Origin of the sequence: Streptomyces sp. NPDC050418, assembly GCF_044458745.1 — a bacterium.
Classification (GTDB): Bacteria; Actinomycetota; Actinomycetes; order Streptomycetales; family Streptomycetaceae; genus Streptomyces.
The window spans coordinates 29850-53517 of sequence record NZ_JBITIG010000019.1; the positions used below are offsets into that span (position 1 = coordinate 29850).

Here is a 23668-nt window from a genome sequence, read left to right on the forward strand (position 1 = left end):
GCTCAGCCTTTCACTCCGGTCAGGGTGACGCCTTCGACGAATGCCTTCTGGGCGAAGAAGAAGACGGCGATTACAGGGGCCATGACGAGAACGGTCGCCGCCATGGTCAGGTTCCAGTCGGTCTGGTGGGCGCCCTTGAAGGACTCCAGGCCGTAACTCAGCGTCCACGCGGCCGGGTTCTCGGACGCGTAGATCTGCGGGCCGAAATAGTCGTTCCAGCAGTAGAAGAAGTGGAACAGGGCGGACGCGGCGATGGCCGGCCGGCACATCGGCACGACCACCCGGATCAGGGTGCGGAACTCCCCGCAGCCGTCGATCTTCGCGGCCTCCGTGTACTCCTTCGGGATCGTCAGGAGGAACTGCCGCAGCAGGAAGATCGTGAACGCGTTGCCGAAGGCGAACGGGATGATCAGCGGCCACAGGGTGCCCGCCAGGTCCAGCTGCTTGGACCAGAACAGGTACATGGGCACGATCACGACCTGCGGCGGGAGCATCATCGCCGCGATCACGGCCATCATCATCACGGCGCGGCCCCGGAACCGGAACTTCGCGAGGGCGTACGCGACGGGCAGGCTGGAGCCGACCGCGAGGACGGTGCCGAGGCCCGCGTACAGGAGGGTGTTCTTCCACCAGGTCAGGAAGCCCGGGGTGTTCCAGACCGTGGCGAAGTTGCCCCACTCCCAGCTCTCGGGCCACAGATCGCGGGTCAGCGTCTGGTCGCCGCTCATCACCGCGGTGAGGAAGACGAACAGGAACGGCAGCACGAAGAAGAGGGCGGCGGCGAGCGCCAGCGAGTGGATCGCGACCCACTCCAGGGCCGCCTTGCGCCGCGCCCGGGTCGAAGCAGTCCGGTTCATCAGTCCTCCGCCGACAGGAAGCCGCTGCGGCGGCGCATCAGGAATGCCGTGAACACCATCGCCAGCGCGAACAGAACGAGGGCGACCACGCTCGCGGCGCCGGTGTCGAAGCGCTGGAAGCCGAGGTTGTAGACCACCTGCGGCACGGTGAGCGTCGACTTGTCGGGGTAGCCGGGCTCGAACTGCTGGCCCGAGCCGCCGATCACGCCACTCGCCACCTTCGCGGCCACGAGCGGCTCGGTGTAGTACTGCATCGTCGCGATCACGCCGGTGACCACGGCGAACAGGATGATCGGCGAGATGTTGGGGAGCGTCACGAAGCGGAAGCGGTGCCAGGCGTTGGCGCCGTCCAGCTGGGCGGCCTCGTACTGCTCCTTCGGTACGTCGAGCAGCGCGGCCATGAAGATGACCATGAGGTCGCCGATGCACCACAGCGCGAGGATCGTCAGCGACGGCTTGGACCAGCTCGCGTCGTTGAACCACTGAGGCCCGTCGATCCCGAGCTTGCCGAGGAGTGTGTTCACCGGTCCGGTGCCCGGGTTGAGCAGGAACACGAACGACACGGTGGCCGCGACCGGCGGCGCGAGGTACGGCAGGTAGAAGAGGGTGCGGAAGACGCCCGCGCCCGTCTTGATCTTCGTGATCAGCAGTCCGATGCCGAGCCCGAAGACCACCCGCAGCGTCACCATCACCAGGACCAGCCACAGGGTGTTGGAGAGCGCCGGCCAGAAGGTGGGGCTGTCGCGGAACACGTACAGCCAGTTCTTCAGGCCGACGTACGTGGGGGCTGTGAAGCCGTCGTACTTCATGAAGGAGAAGTAGACGGTGGAGATCAGCGGGTAGAGGAAGAAGACGGACAGGCCGATCAGCCAGGGGGACAGGAAGCCGAGGGTGCGCAGGGCAGCGCGTCTGCGCTTCGCCCTCAGCCCGTGCGGGACGGTGCTCATCCGTCTCAGCCGGCCTGCTCGTTGTCCTTGTCGACCTGCTCGTCATTGCGCTTCAGCAGGGCGTCGAGGTCGGTCTCCGTCCCCTTCTCGTATTTCTGCGCGTTGTCCTGCAGCGTCAGCAGGAACGCGCCGCCGTTGACGGACGAGGGGGCGTGCGAGGACTTGGGGTGCTGGGCGATGTCGACGAACGTGCGGTAGACCGGGTCGTCGTTGAGCTTCGGCGACTTCAGGGCCTCCACGGTGGAGGGCACGTTGTGGATCGCGTTGGCGAAGTCGACCACGGCGTCCGTGTCCGTGGACAGGTACTTCACCAGCTCCCAGGCGGCGTTCTTCTTGGGGGAGTTGTTGGCGATGCCCAGGATCGTGCCGGAGAGGTAGCCCTTGCCGTAGTCGGCGGCCTGGTCGTCGGGGACGGGCAGCGGGGCCGCGCCGATCTCGAAGCCGAGCTTCGAGTCTCCCGCCATCTTGCCGCGCCACTCGCCGTCCAGCTGCATGGCCACCTGGCCGGTGTGGAACGGGTGCTTGGCGCCCCACTCGTCACCCAGCGACGTACGGAACTTGTTGAGCTTCTCGAAGCCGCCCAGGTCGTCGACAAGGTTCTTCTGCCACTTCAGCATGTTCTTGACCGCCGGGTCCTCGGCGGTGTTCGACTTGCCGTTCTCGTCCAGGTACTGGACGCCGAACGCGTTCCCGTAGTGCTCGACCGTCGTCTCGTAACCCAGGTAGGCGGGCATGAAGCCGAGCTGCTCGTACGAGTCGCCCTTGGTCTTCGTGAGCTTCTTGACGGCCTTGTCGAACTCGGAGAACGTCTTCGGCGGGGCCTTGATGCCCGCCTCCTTGAAGGCGTCCTTGTTGTAGTAGAGGCCGTACGCGTCCCCGAGCAGCGGCACCGTGCAGCGCTTGCCCTCGTGCTCGGTGTACTTGGCCATCGACGGGACGAAGGTCGTCGCCGGGTCGATCTTCGCCTTCTCCAGGAAGGGCTTGAGGTCCGCCAGCGCGTTCGAGGTGCAGAACCGGCCGACGTTGTCCGTGGTGAACGAGGACACCACGTCCGGACCCTTCGAACCGCCGCCCCGCAGCGACTGGTTGATCTTGTCGTCCGTCACCCCCTTGACGATCTTCACGTCGATGTTGGGGTGCGCCTTCTCGAAGGACGCGATGTTCGCCTCGATCGCCTTGACCTCGCTGGGCGCGGACCAGCCGTGCCAGAACGTCAGCGTGGTCTTCGCGTCAGGGTCGTCGTTGGCGCCGTTCTCGGTGGAGCCGACGCAGGACGTGGCGAGCAGGGCTATGGAGGCGGCCGCTACGGCAGCGCTCAGCACACGGTTTCTGGGCATGACGGGGTCTCCCTGGGCAGGGCTGGGGTGGGTCGGGACGGTCGGTGCGTGATGGTCGTGGCTCGTGGGGGCGGGGGAGCGGGTGGGGGTACGGCGGGGTGCGGGTCGGGTCAGCGTGAGGTGTCGAAGACCTCGTCCCGGGTGTCGGCGAGCGCGCTCTCCAACGCCCCGCGCAGGACGGGCCGGTGCTGCACCTCGCCGAGCGCGAGCCGCGGCCGTGATGCGGCCAGCTCGGCGAGTTCGGTCTGGATCAGCGCGCGCAGCGCCTCACCGCCGGCGGTCATCACACCGCCGGACAGGACGATGAGTTCGGGGTCGAGCACCGCGACCACCGAGGACAGGCCGGTGGCGATGCGGTGGGCGGTCTGATGGAGCAGCTCGGCATGGAGGCTCTCCGTGGGATCGGCGGCCGCCTGCCGCAGCAGCGTGGCGGCGTGCTCCGCGTACGGCTGCCGGTCGGGTACCCCCGGCATGCCGAGGGACCGGGCGATACGGGGGATGGCCTGCGCGCCCGCCAGCTCCTGGTAGCCGCCGCTGCCGGTACGGACGACCTGGCGGACCAGCGGTGTGCCGGGCACGGGCAGAAAGCCCAGCTCGCCCGCGCCGCCGGTCCAGCCGCGGTGCAGCCGGCCGTTGATGACGAGGGCGGCGCCGATGCCCTCCTCGTTCCACAGGAGCACGAAGTCGTCGTGCTCCTGCGCCGCCCCGAGCCGCTGCTCGGCGACGGCCGCGAGGTTGACGTCGTTCTCGTACTCGACGGGCATCGGCAGCGCGGCCGCCAGCGCGTCGAGCAGGTCGGGGGAGTGCCAGCCCGGCAGATGGCTGGCGTAGCGCAGGCGTCCGGTGCCCGGGTCGAAGGCGCCCGGGGTGCCGATGACCACGCGGTGCAGGGCGGAGCGGGCGAGCCCGGCGGCCTTCACGGCACCGTCCAGCGCGTCGAGGACCTGCCGTACGGCCCCGTCGCCGGAGCGCCCCGGCGTCGCCAGCTCGTACTGGCCGACGGTCCGGCCGCTGATGTCGGCGACGGCGGCGAGGATCCGGCCCGGTGTCACATCGAGCCCGCCGACGTACGCGGCCTGCGCGTTGATCGCGTACAGCTGGGCGCTGGGACCCGGGCGCCCCTCGGTGGTCCCGGTCTCGACGACGAGACCGGCGGCTTCGAGGCGGGCGAGCAGCTGGGAGGCGGTCGGCTTGGAGAGCCCGGTGAGCTTTCCGATCCGGGTCCGCGACAGGGGGCCGTGCGCAAGGAGCAGATCGAGCGCGGCGCGGTCGTTCATGGCCCGCAGCACCTTGGGAGTGCCGGGTGTCCCCGGCGTACTGCCTGCTGCGGCCATGCTGTCCCCCTCGAACACCCTCATCTGCGACCGCCCGAGGCTATCGCCTGCACGCTGTCTGTTAGGAAGGTTTCCTATCGCTTGCGGGGAAGTTAGCAGCGGTGGTCCGGGGGGCGTCAAGAGTCGGCGGCGGCCGAAACGAAAAAACTCCCCCTGCCGAGGCAGGGGGAGCCGTGGTGATCCGGTGTTCTCCGGTGTCTTCCGGTGTCTTCCGGTGTTCGCCGGCGCTACTTCGACATGCTCGGCGGCGGTATCGGGGCGGTCGCCACGGACTGCGGGGACGTCGGGGACGCGTACGCCGAGGGCGCCGCGACGCCGGCGGCCGGATCCGGACCCGCGTCCTCCTCGGCGACCGGCCCGGCGCCGCCGACGATCCGGATGCCCGCCGCGTCGAAGGCCCGCTTGATCCGCCAGCGCAGCTCGCGCTCGACGCCGAGGCCCTTGCCGGGCATGGTCTTCGCGGAGATCCGTACGACCATCGAGTCCAGGTAGACGGCGTCGAGGCCGAGCACCTCGACCGGGCCCCACAGGCGCTCGTTCCACGGCTCGTCCTTGGCCATCTGCTCGCCGACCTCGACCAGCGTCGCCTTCACCTTGTCCAGGTCCTCGTCCGGCCGCACCGTCACGTCGACGAGCGCCGTGGCCCAGCCCTGCGACAGGTTGCCGATGCGCTTGACCTCGCCGTTGCGCACGTACCAGATCTCGCCGTTGTCGCCGCGCAGCTTGGTGACCCGCAGTCCGACCTCGATGACCTCGCCGGACGCGACGCCCGCGTCGATCGAGTCACCGACCCCGTACTGGTCCTCGATGATCATGAAGACACCGGAGAGGAAGTCCGTCACAAGGTTGCGCGCACCGAAACCGAGCGCGACGCCCGCCACACCCGCGGACGCGAGAAGTGGCGCGAGATCGATCTCGAACGCGCCGAGGATCATCAGCGCCGCCGTGCCGAGGATCACGAACGAGGCGACCGACCTGAGCACCGAACCGATCGCCTCGGAGCGCTGACGGCGCCGCTCGGCGTTGACGAGCAGACCGCCGAGCGCGGTGCCGTCCACCGCCTGGACGGTGCGGTTCATCCGTTCTATGAGCTTGGTGATCGCCTTGCGCACCAGATGCCGCAGCACCGTCGCGATCACCAGGATCAGCAGGACGCGCAGTCCGATGGCGAGCCAGGTCGACCAGTTCTCCTCGACCCAGCCGGCGGCGTTCTCCGCCTTCTCCTGGGCGTCCTGGATCGACGGCGGCGCACTGGGACCGGCGGCGGCGAGAACGGACAAGAACACGGCAGGGACCTCCAGGGTGTAGCGGTCTGCCCGCCGGACGGCGTCGGCGATGGGTGCGCGGGCAGACCAACCACACTAACGGGGCATCGCACCCGGATCGTTGCCGTACGGAGGAGAGAGACGCCCCTCACCTGGGGATGAACAGAGTGTGGTCGAAAACACTCCCAGCCCGTTACCGGGACATGGTGGCGCTTCGACCAGCCCTGAGGGGAGACTGGCAACAGATCGTCCCGGCGCGAGCCACGCGCCGCCGGCGTATTAGGAGGCATCGGTGCCGCATGTCCTGGTCCTCAACGCGTCGTACGAGCCCCTCGGCGTCGTACCGCTCCGCCGCGCGCTCGTCCTCGTCCTCGAGAACAAGGCCATGTGTCTTGAGGAATCCGGCGCGTTCCTGCACAGCGCGACCCGCACCATCCCAGCCCCCAGTGTCGTCCGGCTGAGGCGTTTCGTCCGGGTCCCCTATCGGGGGCCCGTTCCGCTCACCAGGCGCGCTCTGTTCGCCCGCGACGGCGGACGCTGTGTCTACTGCGGTGGCGTCGCAACCAGCGTCGACCACGTGATCCCCAAGAGCCGGGGCGGCCTGCACAAGTGGGAGAACGTGGTGGCGTCCTGCCGCCGCTGCAACCACGTCAAGGCGGACCGGCACCTCGTCGAGATCGGCTGGCGCCTGCGCCACAAACCGGCACCACCCACCGGTCTCGCCTGGCGCATCATCGGCACCGGGCATAGGGATCCGCGCTGGCTGCCGTACTTGCAGCCGTACGGCGCGGAGGATGCGATGGCCCGGATCGACGGCATCTCTGCCTGACCGATCCGGGCTTTTGTGTGCCCTGATCCAGGGGCGCGGGCCTTCCTCCCGTACGCCGCCCGGGGAGCGTCACTCGTATCGCAGCTCCCCGGGCTGCACGCTCCGCCGCAGCAGCGGCAGGGTCGCCGCGACCGCGAGCAGACACGCGGCGTACACGACGAACGGCACGAGCAGGGGCAGGACGACCGGCATGGTCGCGGTCTTGCTGTCCTCCAGAAGCCGGAAGTACGAGGCGTAGATCACGAAGCCGCCGATGCCGGACAGCGCCACGGCCGGTGCGAGGGGCAGGGCGGTCTCCAGGAGGACCGAGCGGGCCAGGACCTTGTACGGCACCCCGGCCGCGGCCTGCGCGGCGAGCGAGCGGCGGCGGGTCACCAGGGACTCGGCGGTACCGATCGCGAGGGCGAAGAGGCTGAAGCCGAGGGCGATCAGGAAGGCGACGCCGAAGAGCGCGAAGCCGTTGTCGTAGTAGTCCTCGTTGCCGGGCTCGTAGAACTGCTGCGTCATCACCGCTTCGCGCACGATGAACCAGATCCCTACGAAGGCGACCCCGACCACTCCGGTCGCAAGCACCGAGGCGTGCGTACGGGCCGCCGACCACGGGTCCTGCGCGAGCCGGTTCGCGGCGATCAGGACCGCAGGGCGCTCGGACGAGGCGAGCCGCCGGCCGGCCAGCTTGGCGCAGGCGCCCGAGACCAGGACCGCCGCCGCGCCCACGAGCAGCACCACGGCGAAGGCGCCGAGCGGCAGCAGGACGGTGCCCGGGTTGAGGCCCGCGCCGACGACCGCGATCGCCGAACCGAGGAGCAGGACCGCGCCCGCCGCGATCAGCAGCCGGGTGCCCCAGTCCCGTTCGGGCCGCACACGGCGCAGCGTCCCGAGCGGCGAGGTCACCACGCGGCGCAGCGCGAACACCCCGGCCAGGGCGGTCAGTGCGGGCACGGCGACGGGCACGAGGACCGCCGCGGCCAGCGCCGCGGGCTCGGGCAGATAGCCGCGGCCCAGCAGCACCGCGACGTACAGGACGAGCGTGATGAGCGAGCCGAGCAGCGCGGCAAGACCTGTTTCGAGCGCCATGATGCGCCGCACCTGGCGTGGAGTCGCCCCGGTCAGCCGCAGAACGGCGAGGCGCCGGTCGCGGTGCACGGCACCGATCCGCGAGGACTGGCCGAGCAGTGCGATGACGGGGACGAGCAGGCCGAGCAGGGTCATCGCGACGCCGCGGCGCATGCTCTGGTCCGTGAGCAGGCCGTTCATGGAGCCGTAGCCGTCCTGCGCATGGGCGAGGAGCGTCACCGCCGAGAGCGCAAGACCCGTGGCCACCCCCGCGCACAGCACCGTCAGCCCGAGCCGCCACAGCTCACGCCGGTTCGAACCGGTCTGGAGCAGCCAGGCGAGCCGCAGGTCGGAGCGCCAGGTGAGCCGCGCGGCCGCGGGTGCGGCGGTCGCCGCGGAGGTCGTGGTCGTCGTCATCACGCACGCTCCTGCGCGGGCAGCGCGCCGAGGCCCGCCTCGACGGCCTTGCCGTCCTTGAGCTGCACCTCGCGGTCCGCGTACGCGGCGACCTGGGCGTCATGCGTGACAAGGACGACCGCGGTGCCCGACTCGCGGACCGCGTGGACCAGTGCCGTCATCGTCTGCTCGGCGGCGAGCGAGTCCAGCGCACCGGTCGGCTCGTCCGCGAAGACGATCCGCGCACCCGTCGCCAAGGAGCGTGCCAGCGCGGCCCGTTGAGCCTGCCCGCCGCTCAACTGGCCCGGGCGCGCGAGCGCCTGGCCGAGCGCACCGAACCGTTCGAGCCACTCGGAGGCCGTCGCCCGCGCGCTCTCGCGGTCCGTGCCCGCGAGCAGCAGCGGCAGCGAGACGTTGTCGAGGACGGTCAGCTCCGGGATCAGCTGCGCGAACTGGAACACCACACCGAACTCGGTGCGCCGCAGCTCGCTGCGCTGGTCCTCGGTCATCCGGTCCACGCGCCGCCGGTCGTACACCACAGCGCCGTCGTCGGGCTGCACGATGCCCGCGAGGCAGTGCAGAAGCGTCGACTTGCCGCTGCCGCTCGCGCCGGTCAGGGCGAGGATCTCGCCCTCGCCGAGCTCGACCGACGCGCCGCGCAGCGCCTCGTTCCTGCCATAGGACTTGTACAGGTCGCGCGCGGCGAGCAGCGGCGTTCCCCCCTGGGTGCTCATGCGGTCGTGATCTCCTTCGTGAGGGCCGTGAGCCGGGCCGCGGTGGTGTTCATCCAGCGCAGGTCGGCATCGAGGTGGCTGAGGGCGTAGTCGGCGGACAGGACGGTCGCGAGATCGGAGCCGGGCGCGGTCTTCAGCGCGGTCAGCTCGCGCATCCGCGCCATGTGGGCGGTGCGCTGCTCTCGCAGGTACGCGGCGGGGTCGGCGTCGTCGCCGGCGGCGGCCACCAGGGTGGCGACCACGACCTTCGCGAAGATCTCGTTGGTGACGAACGGGGCGGGGGCGTTGATCTCGCCCAGCCATCCGGCGAGTTCGGCCGCCCCCTTCTCCGTGGCGCGGTAGTGCGTGCGCTCGGGACCGCCGTCCGCGTCCGTGCCGTCGACCTCCGCGAGCCCGTCCCGTACGAGGCGCTGCAGCGTCGTGTAGACCTGCCCGTACGCCAGCGGACGGGCCTGCGGGAAGCGCTCGTCGTGGCGCCGCTTGAGGTCGTAGCCATGGCTGGGTCCCGCGGCGAGCAGGCCGAGCAGGATGTGACGGGTGCTCATGGGCTCCACTATGCACCGAGGATATGTACTCAGTGAATAGCTGGCCGGAAACTGACGCGGAAGTGGGAGATCCTCTTCCGTTTCAGTGGGGCCGTACGAAGGGGGGTGTCGCTAGTCCGCGACGGCGTACACCTCGGCCGACCACAGCGAGATCCCGTACTCCGTGGCCCGTTTGTCGCCCTGCACCCGGACGAAGCGCGTGTCCCGCGCGTCGAGGCCGACCGTTTCGCGTCCGCCCCGCCCGTCCCGTACGGTCGCGGCCGTCCGCCACACCTTGCCGTCCGCGGAGACCTGCACGCGGTAGCGCGAGGGATACGCGTCCTGCCAGGTGAGGACCACCCGGCCGGCCCGGACCGGCTCCGGCAGCTCGGCCTGCCACCACTGGCCGTCCTCGGCGGGCGAGGACCAGCGGGTCGCCGGGTCGCCGTCGTGGGCGGCCGCCGCGGGGAAGCCCTCGGTCTCGTCGCCCGAGGAGGAGGACTTCGCCCCGCGGGCCAGATCCTCGCCCGCGACCCGCGGATTCGCCCGTACGGTCAGCGTCCTGGTCTCCGAGCCGAAACGGACCGGGACCTCGTACGTGCCCGAAGGGGTGTCCGCCGGGACGGTCACCTCGACCGGGACGTTCACCTCCGTGCCGCGCCGCAGCGTCGACGAGTCCGGCGTGCGCACCTTGATGCCCTCGGGCGCGCGGGCCGTGACCCGGCCCCGTACGTCCTGCGGCTGCTGCGCGGTGAGACGCGCGGCGATCCGCCGGGGCGCGCCGCCGATCTCCACGTCGAGCTCCGAGCGGGACAGCTTCAACGTGGCGGCCGGGTCGTCCGCGTACCAGGGAACGATGTGCTCGATCCGGCCGGCCTCGCCCCGCCACAGCACCCGCAGCGCGTCCACCCGCTCGCCCGCGGGCACCCGCGCCTCGGTCCAGCCGCTGTCGGAGACCTCGCCCAGCGCGCGCCAGCCCTTGCCGGGGACGTGCGCCTGGAGGGTGCCGCGCGTGCCCGGGACGGTCATCACCGAGACCTTGTCGAGGGAACGGGCGCGGGGCAGCTCCAGGGTGTCCTCGCCCGAGCGCTCCACGGGCGCGCGGTCCGCGTCCTTGCGCGCGGGCGCGCGGTTCGCGCCGGTCCACGCCGACGCCTCCTCGCGCACCCGGTCGAGGAACGCGTCGAGGACGCCCTCGCCGACCGTCGCCCGCGCCGACTTCAGCGCCTCGCGCTGTGTCTCCAGACGCCGCGCGGCCTGCCAGGCCCGCTCGCCGTCGCCGTGTGCCTGCGCGAGCAGCAGCTCCACTGCCTGCTCGCCCGCCGCGCCATACCGTCCCAACTGCTCGGTCCACGGCCGCACTTCACGTCCGAGATCGGTGTCCGCGAGCCGGGCGGGCGTCTCGCGCATCAGCGTGAAAGCCGCCTTGAGCCGGTCGGCGGCGGTGGCCAGACGCTTCGCATCCGTCGTCGCCCGCGCCGCGAAGAACTCGTCGATCAGCGGCCGCAGATACGCCGACTCCTCGGCGCCCAGCACCGACGAGGCGTCATGCCCCGCGAGTGCGGCCACCGCCTCGCGCTCTTTCGGGTCGCTGCCCGCAAGGTCGGCGATGGCCGCCCGCCAGGACAGGTCAGGGCGGTACCCCTTCGGGTTCCACGCGTAGTCGGCCGCCGTGAACAGCGGGATGCGCGAGGCCGTCGGCTGCTGCATCGCGTTGGCGAGCAGCGCCGCCGAACCGGTCGCCACGGCCGGCTCGCGGCCCGTGTACGGACCGAGGAAGATCCGGTCCTCCGCGTAGTCGTTGACCGGGTAGTTGTCCATCGTCACCACGTCATGACCGGTGAACGCCCGCCGCGCGCCGGCCAGTTCACGCCCCGTGATCTTCTCGGGGACGACGCCGACACCGGTCCACGCGACGTCCACCGCGTCGTCCAGCTCCTTCGCGAGCCGCCCGCGGTAGTCCGTGCGGCCCTTCTGGTAGTACTCGGTCGGCATCACCGTCAGCGGCGCCGCGTCCGGGTGCCGTGCGCCCAGATGCTGCGCGACCGCGTTCGCCACGCGGGCCTGCGCCTTCGCGGCCGCCTCGGGCCCCGATCCGAAGGCGTCGGCGTCCTCGTCGCAGTGCCATTCGCTGTACGAGACGTCCTGGAAGTGCAGTTGGAAGGCGCGGGCGCCCAGCGCCCACATCGCGTCGATCTTCTTGGTGAGCGCCTTGATGTCGTCGTCCGATGACAGGCACATCGCCTGTCCGGGCGCGACGGCCCAGCCGAGCGTCACATGATTGGCGCGCGCCCGCTCGGCCAGCTTGCGGAAGTCCGCGCGCTGGTCGGCGGGGTAGGGCTCGCGCCACTTCGCCTGGCGGTACGGGTCGTCGCCGGGCGCGTACACATAGCGGTTCTGCTTGGTGCGGCCCAGGAAGTCGAGCTGTTCCAGGCGCTCTTCGGTGGTCCACGGGGTGCCGTAGAAGCCCTCGGTGGTGCCGCGCACGGTGGCGGCCGGCCAGTCCCGCACCCGGGCGCCCGCGATCTTTCCGGACCCGGTGAGCTGGCGCAGTGTCTGCACCGCGTGGAACAGGCCGTCGTCGCCGACGCCCGCGAGCGCCACGGTGTCCCGGCCGGCGAGGCGGCCGGACCCGATCCGGTAGCCGCCGGACGGCAGATCGCCGCGCTCGGCCACCCGCAGCGCGCGCAGCGCCGCGTCCGCCCCGGAGCGCGCAGCCCCGCGCGCGGGGTGTGCGGTGTGTGCCGGGTGCGGTGTCGCCGGGCCGGTGCGGCCCTGGTCGTGACCGGCGCGCACGAGGAGGCCCGGGCCCGGCAGCCGGTCCGCGTCCGTCACCTCGGTGATCTGCCGCGCGCCCGCCGCCCGCAGCAGGGTGCGCAGCGCCTGGACCGCATACGGGTCCGTGTCCTGGTCGGTGAGCAGGAACACCTGCTCGCTCACGGTCACGGGGGCGCCCGCGGGCTGCAGGGACTGCGGACGGGGCCAGACGGGCGGAAGCGGTGACTCGGTCTCTTCGTCGGGCGCGGACAGGCCGGGCCCGGGCGGGGCGGCGAGCGCTCCGGGCGCACCGCCGAGCAGACCGCCGATGACCGCGGCAGCGAGCGCCACCGCACGCTTCGATCGCCGGACCAGCACGGCTTCTCCCGCCCTTCTCCTCAGCCCCTGCACACTCTCACGAGCCGCTCTCCGCAGGTTCAGAGCGCAGGGTTCCGGATGGTGTCGAGCCCACCACCGCAGTGGTGACAGTGTCAATGCGCGTGGCCGTTGTGCCGGTTTTGCCCCACCGGGAAATCCCGGTGTGTCGCAGCCTGCTCCGGGCGTCTGGCCAACTGGCCCGAGGCGCACACAATGTGAGCATCGACACGTTCCGCGCATGGGCCCCGTGGCGGTGGGTAGGGCTGACCGTCTGCCGATCACATCGACTGGGACCCGTACCCACGAGGAGGCCCTGGGTGAGCGCTCAGCTGCTGTTCGACGCCCTGTCCAAACGCACGGAGCTCGCGGAGCTGCCCGATCTGTCGAGGGTGTCCGACCCCGACTCCGTATGGCACGGCTCGTTCTCCGTGGAGGCGCCGCTCACGAGCGAGCCGCCCCTGGCCGACGAGGCGCCGCTGACCAGCGAGCCCCCGCTCGCCGACGAGGCGCACCTGACCAGCGAACCCACCGCGTTCGGCACGGCGTCCCCGCTGGGCTGAGCGAGGCTCCGTCCCGCAGCAACGCTGATGCCACCGAAGTCCCGTACGTCCGCGGTCCCGTAAGGCCGACTGGAAGGGGCGCCGATGTCCCTGGCCCGGCTCGCCGTGCTGCACGGCATCGACTCGTCCTACGAACCCTCGCCCGACACCCCGCAGAAGGTGTCACCGGCGGCGGTGCGCGCGGTGCTCGCCGCGTTCGGCGTCGACACCTCGACCGCCGAGGCGATCGACGACGCGGTGCGCGCGCTGGAGGAGAAGCGGCGGGCGCGCGCCCTGCCCGAGACGGTCGTCGCCGGCGCGCGGGCCTTCGCCGCGCTGCCCACGGGCACCCGCATGGTGGTCGCCCCCGAGGGCGGCGGCGCGAACGTCGAGTGGACGTGGTCCGGAGAGCTGCCCCAACTCCCGTACGGCGTACACCAGTTGTATGCCGAGACGTCCGACGGGCGGCGCGCCTCCACCAGTCACCTGATCGTCGCCCCGGACCGCGCCCCCGCGCCGCCCGCCCGCTGCCACGGCCTTCTCGTCCAGCTCTACTCGCTGCTCTCGCGCCGCTCCTGGGGCATGGGCGACCTCGGCGATCTCACGGAGCTCGCCGCCTGGTCGGGGCGCTCGCTGGGCGTGGACTTCCTCCAGGTCAACCCCCTGCACGCGGGCGTCCCGCCGGACCCGGACGTGCCCACCGACCCCTCCCCGTACCGGCCTTCGTCCCGGCGCTTCCCCGACCCCGTACATCTGCGGATCGAGGCCATCGAGGAGTACGCGTACCTCGCACCGGGGGACCGTGACCGCGCCGCGGACCTCGCCGGGCAGGCCGCGCGGCTGCGGGAGGCGGTCCTGGAGAAGGGCGCGCTGATCGACCGGGACGCGGTGTGGGCGCTCAAGGCGCAGGCCCTGGAGCTGATCGCGGCCGTACCGCTCGGACCCGGGCGCCGCGCCGCGTACTGCGACTTCCTCGCCGAGGGCGGCGCCGACCTCGAACGGCACGCCACCCACCGCGCCCTCGCCGAGCGCCACGGACCCGACTGGCGGACCTGGCCAGAGGAGCTGCGCGACCCCGCGTCGGCGGCGACCGCGCGCGCCGCGGCCGCGCTGCGGGACCGCGTCGACGTCCACTGCCGCCTCATCTGGCTCGCGGACCTGCAGCTCGCCGAAGCCCAGTCCGCCGCACGCGAGGCGGGCATGTCCCTCGGCCTCATCCACGACCTCGCCGTCGGCGTCCATCCCGGCGGCGCGGACACCTGGGCGCACGGCGGTCTGTACGCGGCCGGCACCTCCGTCGGCGCGCCACCGGACGCCTTCAACGCGCAGGGCCAGGACTGGGGCCTGCCGCCGTGGCGGCCCGACCGGCTCGCGGAGTGCGGCTACGCGCCGTTCCGCGCGATCCTGCGCGGACTGTTCGCGCATGCGGGCGCCGTACGGATCGACCACATCATGGGCCTGTTCCGGCTGTGGTGGATCCCCGAGGGCCACCCGCCCACGGACGGCGCGTACGTGCGCTACGACGCCGAGGCGCTGCTCGCGCTCCTCGTCCTCGAAGCGCACCGCGCGGGTGCCGTGGTCATCGGCGAGGATCTGGGCACCGTCGAACGCGGCGTGCGCGAGGCGCTCGCCGCCCGCGGCATCCTCGGCACCTCCGTCCTCTGGTTCGAGCGCGACTGGGCGCACGACGGCCGCCCGCTGCCGCCCGAGCGGTGGCGCGCGGACTGCCTGGCGACCGTGACCACCCACGACCTGCCGTCCACGGCGGCCAAGCTCACCGGCGCGCACGCACGGCTGCGGCACGAGCTCGGCCTCCTGAGCGGCACGCTGGAGGCGGAGGAGGCCGTCGAAGGGGCGGAGGTGCGCGAGTGGCTGGCGCTGCTCGACGCGCTTGGGCTGCCCGGCGCGGGTTCGGAGGAGCAGGAGATCCAGGCGTTCTACGGCTTCCTGCGCCGCACCCCGGCCCGCCTCGTCGGCATCTGGCTCCCGGACGCGGCGGGCGACCGCCGCCCGCAGAACGTGCCCGGCACCTGGGACGAGTACCCGAACTGGCGGCTGCCGGTCGCGGACGGTGAGGGCCGCCCGCTCTCCCTCGAAGCACTCGCGGCGTCACCGCGGCTGCACGCCTTCATGGCCCGAGTGGCCCCCGACCGGCACCCCGGGCGCGCGCCCCGCGGACCGGTTCGCTAGGTTGGCACCGTGGACAAGAAGAACGCCCTGCGCGCCGGCGCCGTAGCAGCCGGTACGACGCTGATGATGCTGCTGATGTCGTCCCCCGCGCTCGCGCTGACCCGCGACGACGGTGACGACCCGGGTACCGGACTCTCCGTGGTGGAGACGCTCGGCCTCTACGTCGTGGCCCCGATCGCGCTGTTCCTGGTGATCGCCGGTCTGGTCATCGTCGGGGACAAGTCCCGCAAGCAGGGCTGACCCGAACTTTCCGAAGCGCCCACGGGCTCCGCGTGACAGCGGGGCCGGTGGGCGCTTTCGTATGCCCCGAGCCTTCTCGATCATTCGGTTTTGCTAAAGAGATACATCGATTCTTTTCGATGGACCTACGTGTACGACCCCTGCCAGTCTTGATCCGCAAGCACACGACGAACGCCCCGCCGGGGGCAGTTGGGCATGGGATACGAGATGGCAGTCCTCGACCGCGTACGCACCTCACTGGCGACCGCGACGCCGACGCAACCGAAGGGGCGAGCGGGTCGTACCGCGAGCCTCGGGCTGCTGCTCGCGCTCGTCGCGACGGTCGTCTGGTCGGGCAGCTTCATCGGCGCCCGTGCCCTGGCCGACACGGTCCCACCCGTCCAGCACGCGTACTGGCGCTGGATCATCGCCCTGACCGCCGCCGCGCCCTTCGCGGCCCGGCACGCGTGGCGCGAGCGGCATGTCATCCTGCGCCACTGGCGCTTCGTGCTCCTGGCCTCGCTGCTCGGGATCGCCGTCTACAACACCCTCGTCTACCAGGCCGGGATCTCCACCTCGGCGGGCAACATGGGCATGATCATGGCCGCGTCGCCGGTCGTCATGACGGTCTACGAGAAGCTCGGCGGCGCCCGGCTCGGGGCGCGCCGTGTCGCGGGCATGCTGATCGCATGCGTCGGCGTGCTGCTGCTCGTCAGCAAGGGACGGCTCGCCCTCGACTTCGCGGCCGGTGACCTGTGGATGCTGGGCGCGGCCTTCAGCTTCGCCTCGTACAGCGCGCTGCTGCGCCGCCGGCCCTCCGAACTGGGCGCCCTGGCCTTCCTGTTCACCAGCTTCCTCATCGGAGCCGTCGTGCTGACCCCGGTGTACCTGACGAGCCTCGTGACACAGGGCGGCTTCACCCCGACCCTCGGCACGGTGTCCCCGCTGCTCTACGCGGGCGTGCTGTCCTCCGCCGTCGCCTTCTTCACCTGGAACAAGGCGATCTCGCTGATCGGGGCGGGCCGCGCCGGGCTCGTCTACTACCTGCAGCCCGTCTTCGTCGCCCTGCTGTCCTACCTGATCCTCGACGAGCCCACCGGGGCGATGCAGGTGGTGTGCATGGTGCTGATCCTGGGCGGGGTGGTCCTCGGGTCGGTGAGCAAGGGGGCACTGTCCGGGCGGGCATGAGCCGCGAGGTGCCCGGGGGCGGGGGAGATAGCGTGCTCACCATGACCGAGTGGGACATCCGGAAGCTGCAGATCCTGCGGACCCTCAGCGAGCGGGGGACCGTCACCGCCACCGCCGAGGCCCTGCTCATGACTCCCTCGGCCGTCTCGCAGCAGCTCACCAATCTGGCCAAGCAGGTGGGCGTCCCCCTCCTGGAGGCCCAGGGGCGCCGCGTCCGGCTCACGGACGCGGCGCATCTCGTCCTGCGGCACGCCGACGCCGTCTTCGCCCAACTGGAGCGCGCGGACGCCGAGTTGGCCGCGTATGCGCGGGGCGAGGCGGGGGAGGTGCGGATCGGGGCGTTCTCCACCGCCGTGCCCGCGCTCGTCGTCCCGGCCGTACGGCGGCTGCGGGACGAGGCACCCGGCATCGGCGTACGGGTGCGGGAGGCCGAGGCCGCCGAGGCGTACGGGCTGCTCGCCGCCGGTGACGTGGACCTCGCCCTGTCGCTCGCGGCCCACGCGCCCACCGCCCGCGACCCCAAGTACACCCGGATCCCGCTGCTCGCCGACCCCCTCGACCTCGCCCTGCCCGTGGATCACCGGTTCGCGGGACGCAAGCAGGTACGGCTGGCCGAACTGTCCGGCGAGGCCTGGATCTTCGGCGGCAGCGGGCCCTGGTCGGAGATCACCACGGCGGCCTGCGAAGCGGCCGGATTCGTGCCCGAACAGGCGCACAGCGCCGCCGGCTGGACCGCGATCCTCGCGATGGTCTCGGCCGGGATGGGCGTCGCGCTCGTGCCGCGGATGGCGGCCTCGACGGCGGACGGAGTGGTGCGCGTCAGCATCGGCGGGGACCAGCCCCGCCGTCATGTGATCGCGGCCGTGCGCAAGGGCGCCGAAGCCGGGCCCGCGCTGGCCCGGGTGCTCGACGCGCTCAAGGACGCCGCGGACCACGGGAAGTGACCACGGGATGTGACGACGGGGGTGCCGGCCGGGAAACGGCCGACACCCCCGTACGGGCAAGAACTACGCCGAAGCCGCGTCCGCCGCCTGCGCCTTCAGCGCACGCTCCACGCCCGAGCGCGACTCCGAGACGAGCCGCCCGAGCGCCGCGTTCGGCTGCGCCGACTTCACCCACGCGTCCGTGGCGTCCAGCGTGGCCTGCTCGACCTGGACCGACGGGTACAGACCGATCGCGATCTGCTGCGCCATCTCGTGCGAGCGCGCGTCCCACACGTCCTTGACCACCGCGAAGAAGCGCTCCGTGTACGGCGCGAGCAGCTCGCGCTGGTCCGTCTGCACGAAGCCCGCGATCACCGCCTCCTGCACGGCGTTCGGCAGCTTGTCGGAGTCGATGACCGAGGCCCAGGCCGCGGCCTTCGCCTCCGCCGTCGGACGCGAGGCGCGCGCGGTCGCCGCGTGCCGCTCGCCGGCCGCCGTACGGTCCCGCTCGTACTCGGCGTCGATCTCCGCGTCCGCGTACCGCCCGGTCGCCACGAGCCGCTGCACGAACGCCCAGCGCAGCTCGGTGTCGACGGCGAGCCCGTCGATCGACTCCGTGCCTTCGAGCAGGCCCTTCAGAAGGTCCAGCTGGTCCTCCGTACGGGCCGTCGCCGCGAACGCCCGCGCCCACGCCAGCTGGTGGTCCGAGCCCGGCTCGGCCGAGCGCAGGTGCTCAAGGGACGCCTCGGTCCAGCGCGCCAGACCCGTCGCGCGGTACTCCGGCGCCGCGTACAGGTCGAGTGCCAGCTTCACCTGCCGGTGCAGCGACTGCACCACACCGATGTCCGACTCCTTGCCGATGCCGGAGAGCACCAGCGACAGGTAGTCGCGCGTGGGCAGTTCGCCGTCGCGCGTCATGTCCCAGGCCGAGGCCCAGCACAGCGCGCGCGGCAACGAGGCCTCGAAGTCGCCCAGGTGCTGGGTGACATGGCGCAGCGACTCGGCGTCGAGCCGGACCTTCGCGTACGACAGGTCGTCGTCGTTGAGCAGGATCACGGCCGGCCGGTGGCGGCCGACGAGCTCGGGCACCTCGGTGACCTCGCCGTCCACGTCCAGCTCGATGCGGTCCGAGCGCAGCAGCTTGCCGCTCGCGTCGTCGAGGTCGTACAGGCCGATCGCGATGCGGTGCGGACGCAACGTCGGCTCGCCCTTGGCGCCCTCGGGCAGCGCGGGCGCCTCCTGCCGTACGGCGAAGGCGGTGATGGTGCCGTTGGCGTCCGTCTCGATGTGCGGGCGCAGGACGTTGATGCCCGCGGTCTCCAGCCACGCCTTCGACCAGGCCTTCAGATCACGGCCGCTGGTCACCTCCAGGGCGCCCAGCAGGTCGGAGAGCCGGGTGTTGCCGTACGCGTGCGCCTTGAAGTAGGACTGCACGCCGCTGAAGAACGCGTCCATGCCCACGTACGCCACCAGCTGCTTGAGGACGCTGGCGCCCTTGGCGTAGGTGATGCCGTCGAAGTTGACGAGGACGTCGTCCAGGTCGCGGATGTCCGCCATGATCGGGTGCGTGGACGGCAGCTGGTCCTGCCGGTACGCCCAGGTCTTCATCTGGTTGGCGAACGTGGTGAAGGAGTGCGGCCACTTCGAGTCCGGCGCGTACGCCTGGCAGGCCACCTCGGCGAACGTCGCGAACGACTCGTTCAGCCACAGGTCGTTCCACCACTCCATGGTCACGAGGTTGCCGAACCACATGTGGGCCAGCTCGTGCAGGATCGTGGCGGCACGCGCCTCGTAGGCGGCGTCCGTGACCTTCGAGCGGAAGACGTACTGGTCGCGGAAGGTCACAGCGCCCGCGTTCTCCATCGCGCCCGCGTTGAACTCCGGCACGAAGAGCTGGTCGTACTTCTCGAAGGGGTACGCGTAGTCGAACTTCTCCTGGAACCAGTCGAAGCCCTGCCGCGTGACCTCGAAGATCGCGTCGGCGTCGAGGAACTCGGCGAGCGAGGGCCGGCAGTAGATGCCCAGCGGGACCTTCTGGTCGCCCTTCTCGTACGTGGAGTGCACCGCGTGGTACGGGCCGACGATCAGGGCCGTGATGTACGTGGAGATCCGCGGCGTGGGCGCGAACGTCCAGATGTCGTCCTTCGGCTCGGGCGTCGGCGAGTTGGAGATCACGGTCCAGCCGCTCGGCGCCTTCACCGTGAACTGGAAGGTGGCCTTGAGGTCCGGCTGCTCGAAGGAGGCGAAGACGCGGCGTGCGTCCGGCACCTCGAACTGCGTGTACAGATACGCCTGTCCGTCCACCGGGTCGACGAAGCGGTGCAGACCCTCGCCGGAGTTGGTGTACGCGCAGTCGGCGACGACCTTCAGGACGTTCTCGCCCTGCTGCAGATGGCGCAGCGCGATCCGGGCGTCACGGAAGACGGCGGCGACGTCCAGGGACTTGCCGTTCAGGACCACCTCGTGGACGGCGTCGGCGACCAGGTCGATGAACGACTCGGCGTTCGCCTCGGCGGACGAGAACCGCACGGTGGTGACGGAGGGGAAGGTGCCGCCGTCCTGCGCGCCGGTGAGGTCGAGATCGATCTCGTACGAGTCGACGGTGAGCAGGCGCGCACGCTCCTGCGCCTCTTCGCGGGTGAGATTGGTGCCGGGCACGCGGTCATCTCCTCGGTTCAGGACGTTTCTGGCCATCCTTCCATGGGGACGCGGCGACCGGCATCGCGATATCCGGGCACGTGAGAGGGCGGTCACCACGTGTGGTGACCGCCCTCTCCCGTACGGCCTACTTGCTCTTCAGCTCCTCGGCCACGAGCTCCGCGATCTGCACCGCGTTGAGCGCCGCGCCCTTGCGGAGGTTGTCGCCCGACAGGAACAGCGAGAGGCCGTTCTCGGCGGTCTCGTCGCTGCGGATCCGGCCCACGTACGAGACGTCCTGGCCCGCGGCCTGCAGCGGCGTGGGGATCTCCGAGAGCTCGACGCCCGGGGCCGTCGCGAGCAGCTCGGCGGCGCGCTCGGGGGACAGCGGACGCGCGAAGCGCAGGTTGACCTGGAGCGAGTGGCCGGAGAAGACCGGGACGCGGACGCAGGTGCCCGAGACCTTGAGCTCCGGGATCTCGAGGATCTTGCGGGACTCGTTGCGGAGCTTCTGCTCCTCGTCCGTCTCGTTGAGGCCGTCCTCGACGATGGCGCCGGCCAGCGGCAGCACGTTGAAGGCGATGGGGCGCTTGTAGACCTGCGGCTCGGGGAAGTCCACGGCGGCGCCGTCGTGCGTGAGCCTGTCGGCGTCGGCGACGACCTTCTGCACCTGGTCGTGCAGCTCGGCCACGCCCGCGAGACCCGAGCCCGAGACGGCCTGGTAGGTGGTCGCGATCATCGCGACCAGGCCCGCCTCCTCGTGCAGCGGCTTCAGGACCGGCATCGCGGCCATCGTCGTGCAGTTCGGGTTGGCGATGATCCCCTTGGGGCGGTCCGCGATCGCGTGCGGGTTGACCTCGGAGACGACGAGGGGGACCTCGGGGTCCTTGCGCCAGGCGGAGGAGTTGTCGATCACGACGGCGCCCTGCGAGGCGACCTTCTCGGCGAGGGCCTTGGAGGTGGCGCCGCCCGCGGAGAACAGCACGATGTCCAGGCCGGAGTAGTCGGCCGTGGCGGCGTCCTCGATCGTGATGCCGTCGAGGGTCTTGCCGGCGCTGCGGGCGGAGGCGAACAGACGCAGCTCGTCGACCGGGAACTTACGCTCGGCGAGGATGCCGCGCATGACTGTGCCGACCTGACCGGTGGCTCCGACGATTCCGACCCTCACGGTGACTCCTTCTCGCTGTGGCGCTTCTGGCTCGATGCGCCTGCCCGGGGATGCCCCCATCATGCGGTGACGTGGGGCACCCCTGTCCAATCCATTGCCCGGGGGCTGAGACGGGATTCCGCTGGATGGGGCGGGTGCGGGCACGTTCCGGCCCGGCCGGCTCAGGCGCCGGCGACGGCGAGCTCCCACTTGCCGACCATCCGCACCTGGAGGAATCCCGGGGCCGCACGGAACATCCCGGTCCGCAGTTGGAGGCGCTGCACCGGCTCGAACGCCGCGTCCAGGGCCCACACCGCTCCCATGACCTCGTCGTCCCCGCGGAACATCAGGTCGGCCTCCGGGCCCGTGTAGCGCACGAGGGTGTAGCCCGTGCCCTTGATCCTGCGGTCGAAGACCTCGGCGGTCTGCGCGTCGGCCGGGGTCAGCCGCCAGGTCGTCTCACCCGGTGTGCGCACGCTCACATAACACTCGCCCGACTGCACCCACACCGGTCCGGTCGCGGGCCGCCGTCCGTTGCCGGAGCGCACGGCCAGGGCGTCCCGCCCGCCGAGCTGCACGGCATGGACCTGCAGCTTGAGGTCGTCTCCCGACAGCCGCTCCAATTGGAGCATCACCGGCGGGCCGACGTGCCGGAAGACCGCACGTCCCGCGCCTTCGACGGGCCCCTGCAGAGGCGGCGCCTGGTCCAGCGGGATCAGGCGCAGACTCCAGGCGCCCGCGCTCCTGATCCGTACCCGGTGCTGTGCCTCCCCGTCGCGGAAAACGATCACCCGCCCCGTCTGCCCGTCCACATTGCCCTGCAGGAACTGTGTGGACTCGTCGTACTCGTCGAGCAGCTCCGTCCTGTAGCCCCAGCGGCCCTCCGAGACGATGGTGTAGTCGAGCAGGCACGGGCGTCCCGGGTGCGGATTGACCAGCGTCACCGTCTGCTCGCCGCCGCCCTCGTACACCCCGTCCTTCGCCGCCACGACGGGATCGGGCACGGGGACCGGGCGGGTGCGCATCGTCCAGCCGCCGTCCGCCTCGATCAGCAGGACGAGCGGGCCGTCGGCGAGCGGGAAGGTCTGGTCGAGGCGGCCGTTCTCGATCATCAGCAGGTCACGCTTGTCGTCGTGCACGGTGCCGGCCGGCACCGTGTAGATCGAGATGGTGCCGCGATCGTCCTCGTCCTCGTCACCGGTGAAGTGCACGTCGAGGTCCGCGAGCCGGCCGCGGTACGTGATGACCTCGGGCCCTCGGCCGTGCAGGCCCTCGCCGAGGTCGCGGGCCGCCGACAGCGGGCGGATCTGCACGGTCCACTCGTTGTCCGCGTCGATCCGCAGCCGCAGCGGGCGGTCGCCCTTGTGCTGGACGGCCGCGCTGCCGCGCAGATCCTGGAGCGAGGAGTTGAACAGCAGATCGTCGTCCTTGTTGCGGCGGTTGAGCGTGTAGACGCAGGTGTAGCCCTCGCCCTGGTGCCACAGCTCGACGAGCACCGGCCCGGCGGGCAGCCCGTCCACGGAGACGACACCCTGCCCGCGCCCGCGCTGGACCTGGACGGGGAACTCGGGGCCGAAGGAGACCGGGCGGGCGTCCTGCGGGGTGGTGGGGTGCGGGGCTTGGGCGGCGGGGCGGGCGTCCTGCGGGGTGTGGGCCGGTTGGGCGTCCTGGGGGGTGTACGCGGGTTGGGCGCTGTAGGCGGGCTGGGTGCCGTAGGCCGGTGCGGGCTGGGCCGCCGGTATGTGGGCCGGTACGGGAGCCGGGGCCTGTACCGGGGCCGCCCCCTCGACCACGATGCCGAAGTCCGTGGCCAGGCCCGCGAGGCCCGTGGCCCACCCCTGGCCGACCGCGCGGAACTTCCACACACCGTCCCTGCGGTAGAACTCCCCGAGCACGAACGCCGTCTCGGCGGCCGCGTCCACCACGGAGTAGTGCGCGACCGGCGCCCCGGACGCGGCGCTCACCGCCTGTACGTACAGACCGGGCACCGCGCCGATCGCGCCGCCGTCGGTCGAGGCCGCGATGGCCACGCGCTGCACGGCGGGCTCGATCCGCGCGAGGTCCAGCTCCAGCCACTGGGCGAGCTGGCCGCCGCCCTCGGTCGCCCCCAGATGACGCACCGCTCCGGACGGGTGCTGCGGGTGGTTGTAGAAGACGAGGTCCGTGTCGCCCCGCACCCGGCCCGTCGCGTCGAGCAGCAGCGCGGAGGCGTCGACGGCGGGGGAGCCGGGCTGCGCGAGCCGGCTCACGGCCACGCGCAGCACCTCGGTGGGCACCGGCACGTTGGCGCCCTTGATCATGTGCGTCATGCGCACATAGTCGCAGTTCAACTCCCGAGCGTCGACGAGTAGTTGGATATTTGCGTTCGTGAGGACATGGGTGGACTGCAACGGAGATGTCCGACTGCAGGA

At 71.5% G+C, this 23668-nt stretch carries 18 protein-coding genes; 6 read left to right on the forward strand and 12 right to left on the reverse strand.

The genetic code is table 11. The features are described 5' to 3' along the window. Positions 1-2 precede the first annotated feature (2 nt). The 5 genes from ACIBI4_RS34290 to ACIBI4_RS34310 form a co-directional block, all read right to left on the reverse strand. Entirely contained in the window at positions 3-857 is an 855-nt protein-coding gene (locus ACIBI4_RS34290; RefSeq protein WP_399208150.1) for a carbohydrate ABC transporter permease, read from the reverse strand. Beyond that, positions 857-1804, reverse strand: a complete 948-nt coding sequence (locus ACIBI4_RS34295; RefSeq protein ID WP_399208151.1) for a carbohydrate ABC transporter permease — start codon at positions 1802-1804, stop codon at positions 857-859. The genes ACIBI4_RS34290 and ACIBI4_RS34295 overlap by 1 nt, the downstream gene beginning before the upstream one ends. A gap of 5 nt (positions 1805-1809) precedes the next feature. After that, positions 1810-3141 (reverse strand): ABC transporter substrate-binding protein, encoded by a 1332-nt coding sequence (locus ACIBI4_RS34300; RefSeq protein ID WP_399208153.1) that lies wholly within the window; start codon positions 3139-3141, stop codon positions 1810-1812. A gap of 110 nt (positions 3142-3251) precedes the next feature. Next, positions 3252-4475, reverse strand: coding sequence for an ROK family transcriptional regulator (locus tag ACIBI4_RS34305; protein WP_399208154.1), 1224 nt, complete (start codon positions 4473-4475; stop codon positions 3252-3254). Between the two features lie 227 nt (positions 4476-4702). Beyond that, on the reverse strand, positions 4703-5761 hold the full coding sequence (locus ACIBI4_RS34310) for a mechanosensitive ion channel family protein (RefSeq protein WP_399208155.1): 1059 nt from the start codon (positions 5759-5761) through the stop codon (positions 4703-4705). Positions 5762-6032: 271 nt separating this feature from the next. On the opposite strand from ACIBI4_RS34310, the gene ACIBI4_RS34315 reads away from it, so the two are divergent. Continuing rightward, positions 6033-6569 carry an HNH endonuclease gene (locus tag ACIBI4_RS34315; protein WP_399208156.1) on the forward strand — a complete coding sequence of 179 codons (537 nt, stop codon included), beginning with the start codon at positions 6033-6035 and terminating at the stop codon, positions 6567-6569. Between the two features lie 69 nt (positions 6570-6638). Here the strand turns inward: ACIBI4_RS34315 and ACIBI4_RS34320 are convergent, their stop codons facing one another. The 4 genes from ACIBI4_RS34320 to ACIBI4_RS34335 form a co-directional block, all read right to left on the reverse strand. Beyond that, positions 6639-8042, reverse strand: a complete 1404-nt coding sequence (locus ACIBI4_RS34320) for an ABC transporter permease (RefSeq protein ID WP_399208157.1) — start codon at positions 8040-8042, stop codon at positions 6639-6641. Continuing rightward, complete coding sequence (locus tag ACIBI4_RS34325) at positions 8042-8755, reverse strand: ABC transporter ATP-binding protein (protein WP_399208158.1); 714 nt, start codon at positions 8753-8755, stop codon at positions 8042-8044. The genes ACIBI4_RS34320 and ACIBI4_RS34325 overlap by 1 nt, the downstream gene beginning before the upstream one ends. After that, positions 8752-9300: a PadR family transcriptional regulator gene (locus tag ACIBI4_RS34330; protein ID WP_399208159.1), complete on the reverse strand. Its 549-nt coding sequence runs from the start codon at positions 9298-9300 to the stop codon at positions 8752-8754. Before ACIBI4_RS34330 ends, ACIBI4_RS34325 begins: the two co-directional genes overlap by 4 nt. Positions 9301-9411: 111 nt before the next feature. Next, the gene (locus ACIBI4_RS34335) at positions 9412-12414 is read right to left on the reverse strand and encodes a beta-N-acetylglucosaminidase domain-containing protein (protein ID WP_399208160.1); all 3003 of its coding nucleotides are present in this window, start codon (positions 12412-12414) and stop codon (positions 9412-9414) included. 317 nt (positions 12415-12731) lie between these two features. Between ACIBI4_RS34335 and ACIBI4_RS34340 the strand changes: the two genes are divergently transcribed. From ACIBI4_RS34340 to ACIBI4_RS34360, 5 genes are all read left to right on the forward strand, one after another. Further along, positions 12732-12974, forward strand: a complete 243-nt coding sequence (locus ACIBI4_RS34340) for a hypothetical protein (RefSeq protein ID WP_399208161.1) — start codon at positions 12732-12734, stop codon at positions 12972-12974. Between the two features lie 84 nt (positions 12975-13058). After that, the gene (malQ, locus tag ACIBI4_RS34345; RefSeq protein WP_399208162.1) at positions 13059-15143 is read left to right on the forward strand and encodes a 4-alpha-glucanotransferase; all 2085 of its coding nucleotides are present in this window, start codon (positions 13059-13061) and stop codon (positions 15141-15143) included. A 9-nt stretch (positions 15144-15152) separates the two neighbouring features. Further along, a complete protein-coding gene (locus ACIBI4_RS34350; protein ID WP_399208164.1) occupies positions 15153-15383 on the forward strand; it encodes a hypothetical protein in 231 nt (76 codons plus the stop codon). 207 nt (positions 15384-15590) lie between these two features. Then, complete coding sequence (locus ACIBI4_RS34355; RefSeq protein ID WP_399208165.1) at positions 15591-16550, forward strand: DMT family transporter; 960 nt, start codon at positions 15591-15593, stop codon at positions 16548-16550. 41 nt (positions 16551-16591) lie between these two features. Next, positions 16592-17494, forward strand: coding sequence for a LysR substrate-binding domain-containing protein (locus ACIBI4_RS34360; RefSeq protein ID WP_399208166.1), 903 nt, complete (start codon positions 16592-16594; stop codon positions 17492-17494). Between the two features lie 63 nt (positions 17495-17557). Here the strand turns inward: ACIBI4_RS34360 and pepN are convergent, their stop codons facing one another. The 3 genes from pepN to ACIBI4_RS34375 all read right to left on the reverse strand — a co-directional run bounded on the left by pepN (position 17558) and on the right by ACIBI4_RS34375 (position 23566). Next, positions 17558-20131 (reverse strand): aminopeptidase N, encoded by a 2574-nt coding sequence (pepN, locus tag ACIBI4_RS34365; RefSeq protein ID WP_399208167.1) that lies wholly within the window; start codon positions 20129-20131, stop codon positions 17558-17560. A gap of 127 nt (positions 20132-20258) precedes the next feature. Beyond that, entirely contained in the window at positions 20259-21278 is a 1020-nt protein-coding gene (locus tag ACIBI4_RS34370) for an aspartate-semialdehyde dehydrogenase (protein ID WP_399208168.1), read from the reverse strand. Between the two features lie 161 nt (positions 21279-21439). Then, entirely contained in the window at positions 21440-23566 is a 2127-nt protein-coding gene (locus ACIBI4_RS34375) for a TerD family protein (RefSeq protein ID WP_399208169.1), read from the reverse strand. Positions 23567-23668: the final 102 nt, after the last annotated feature.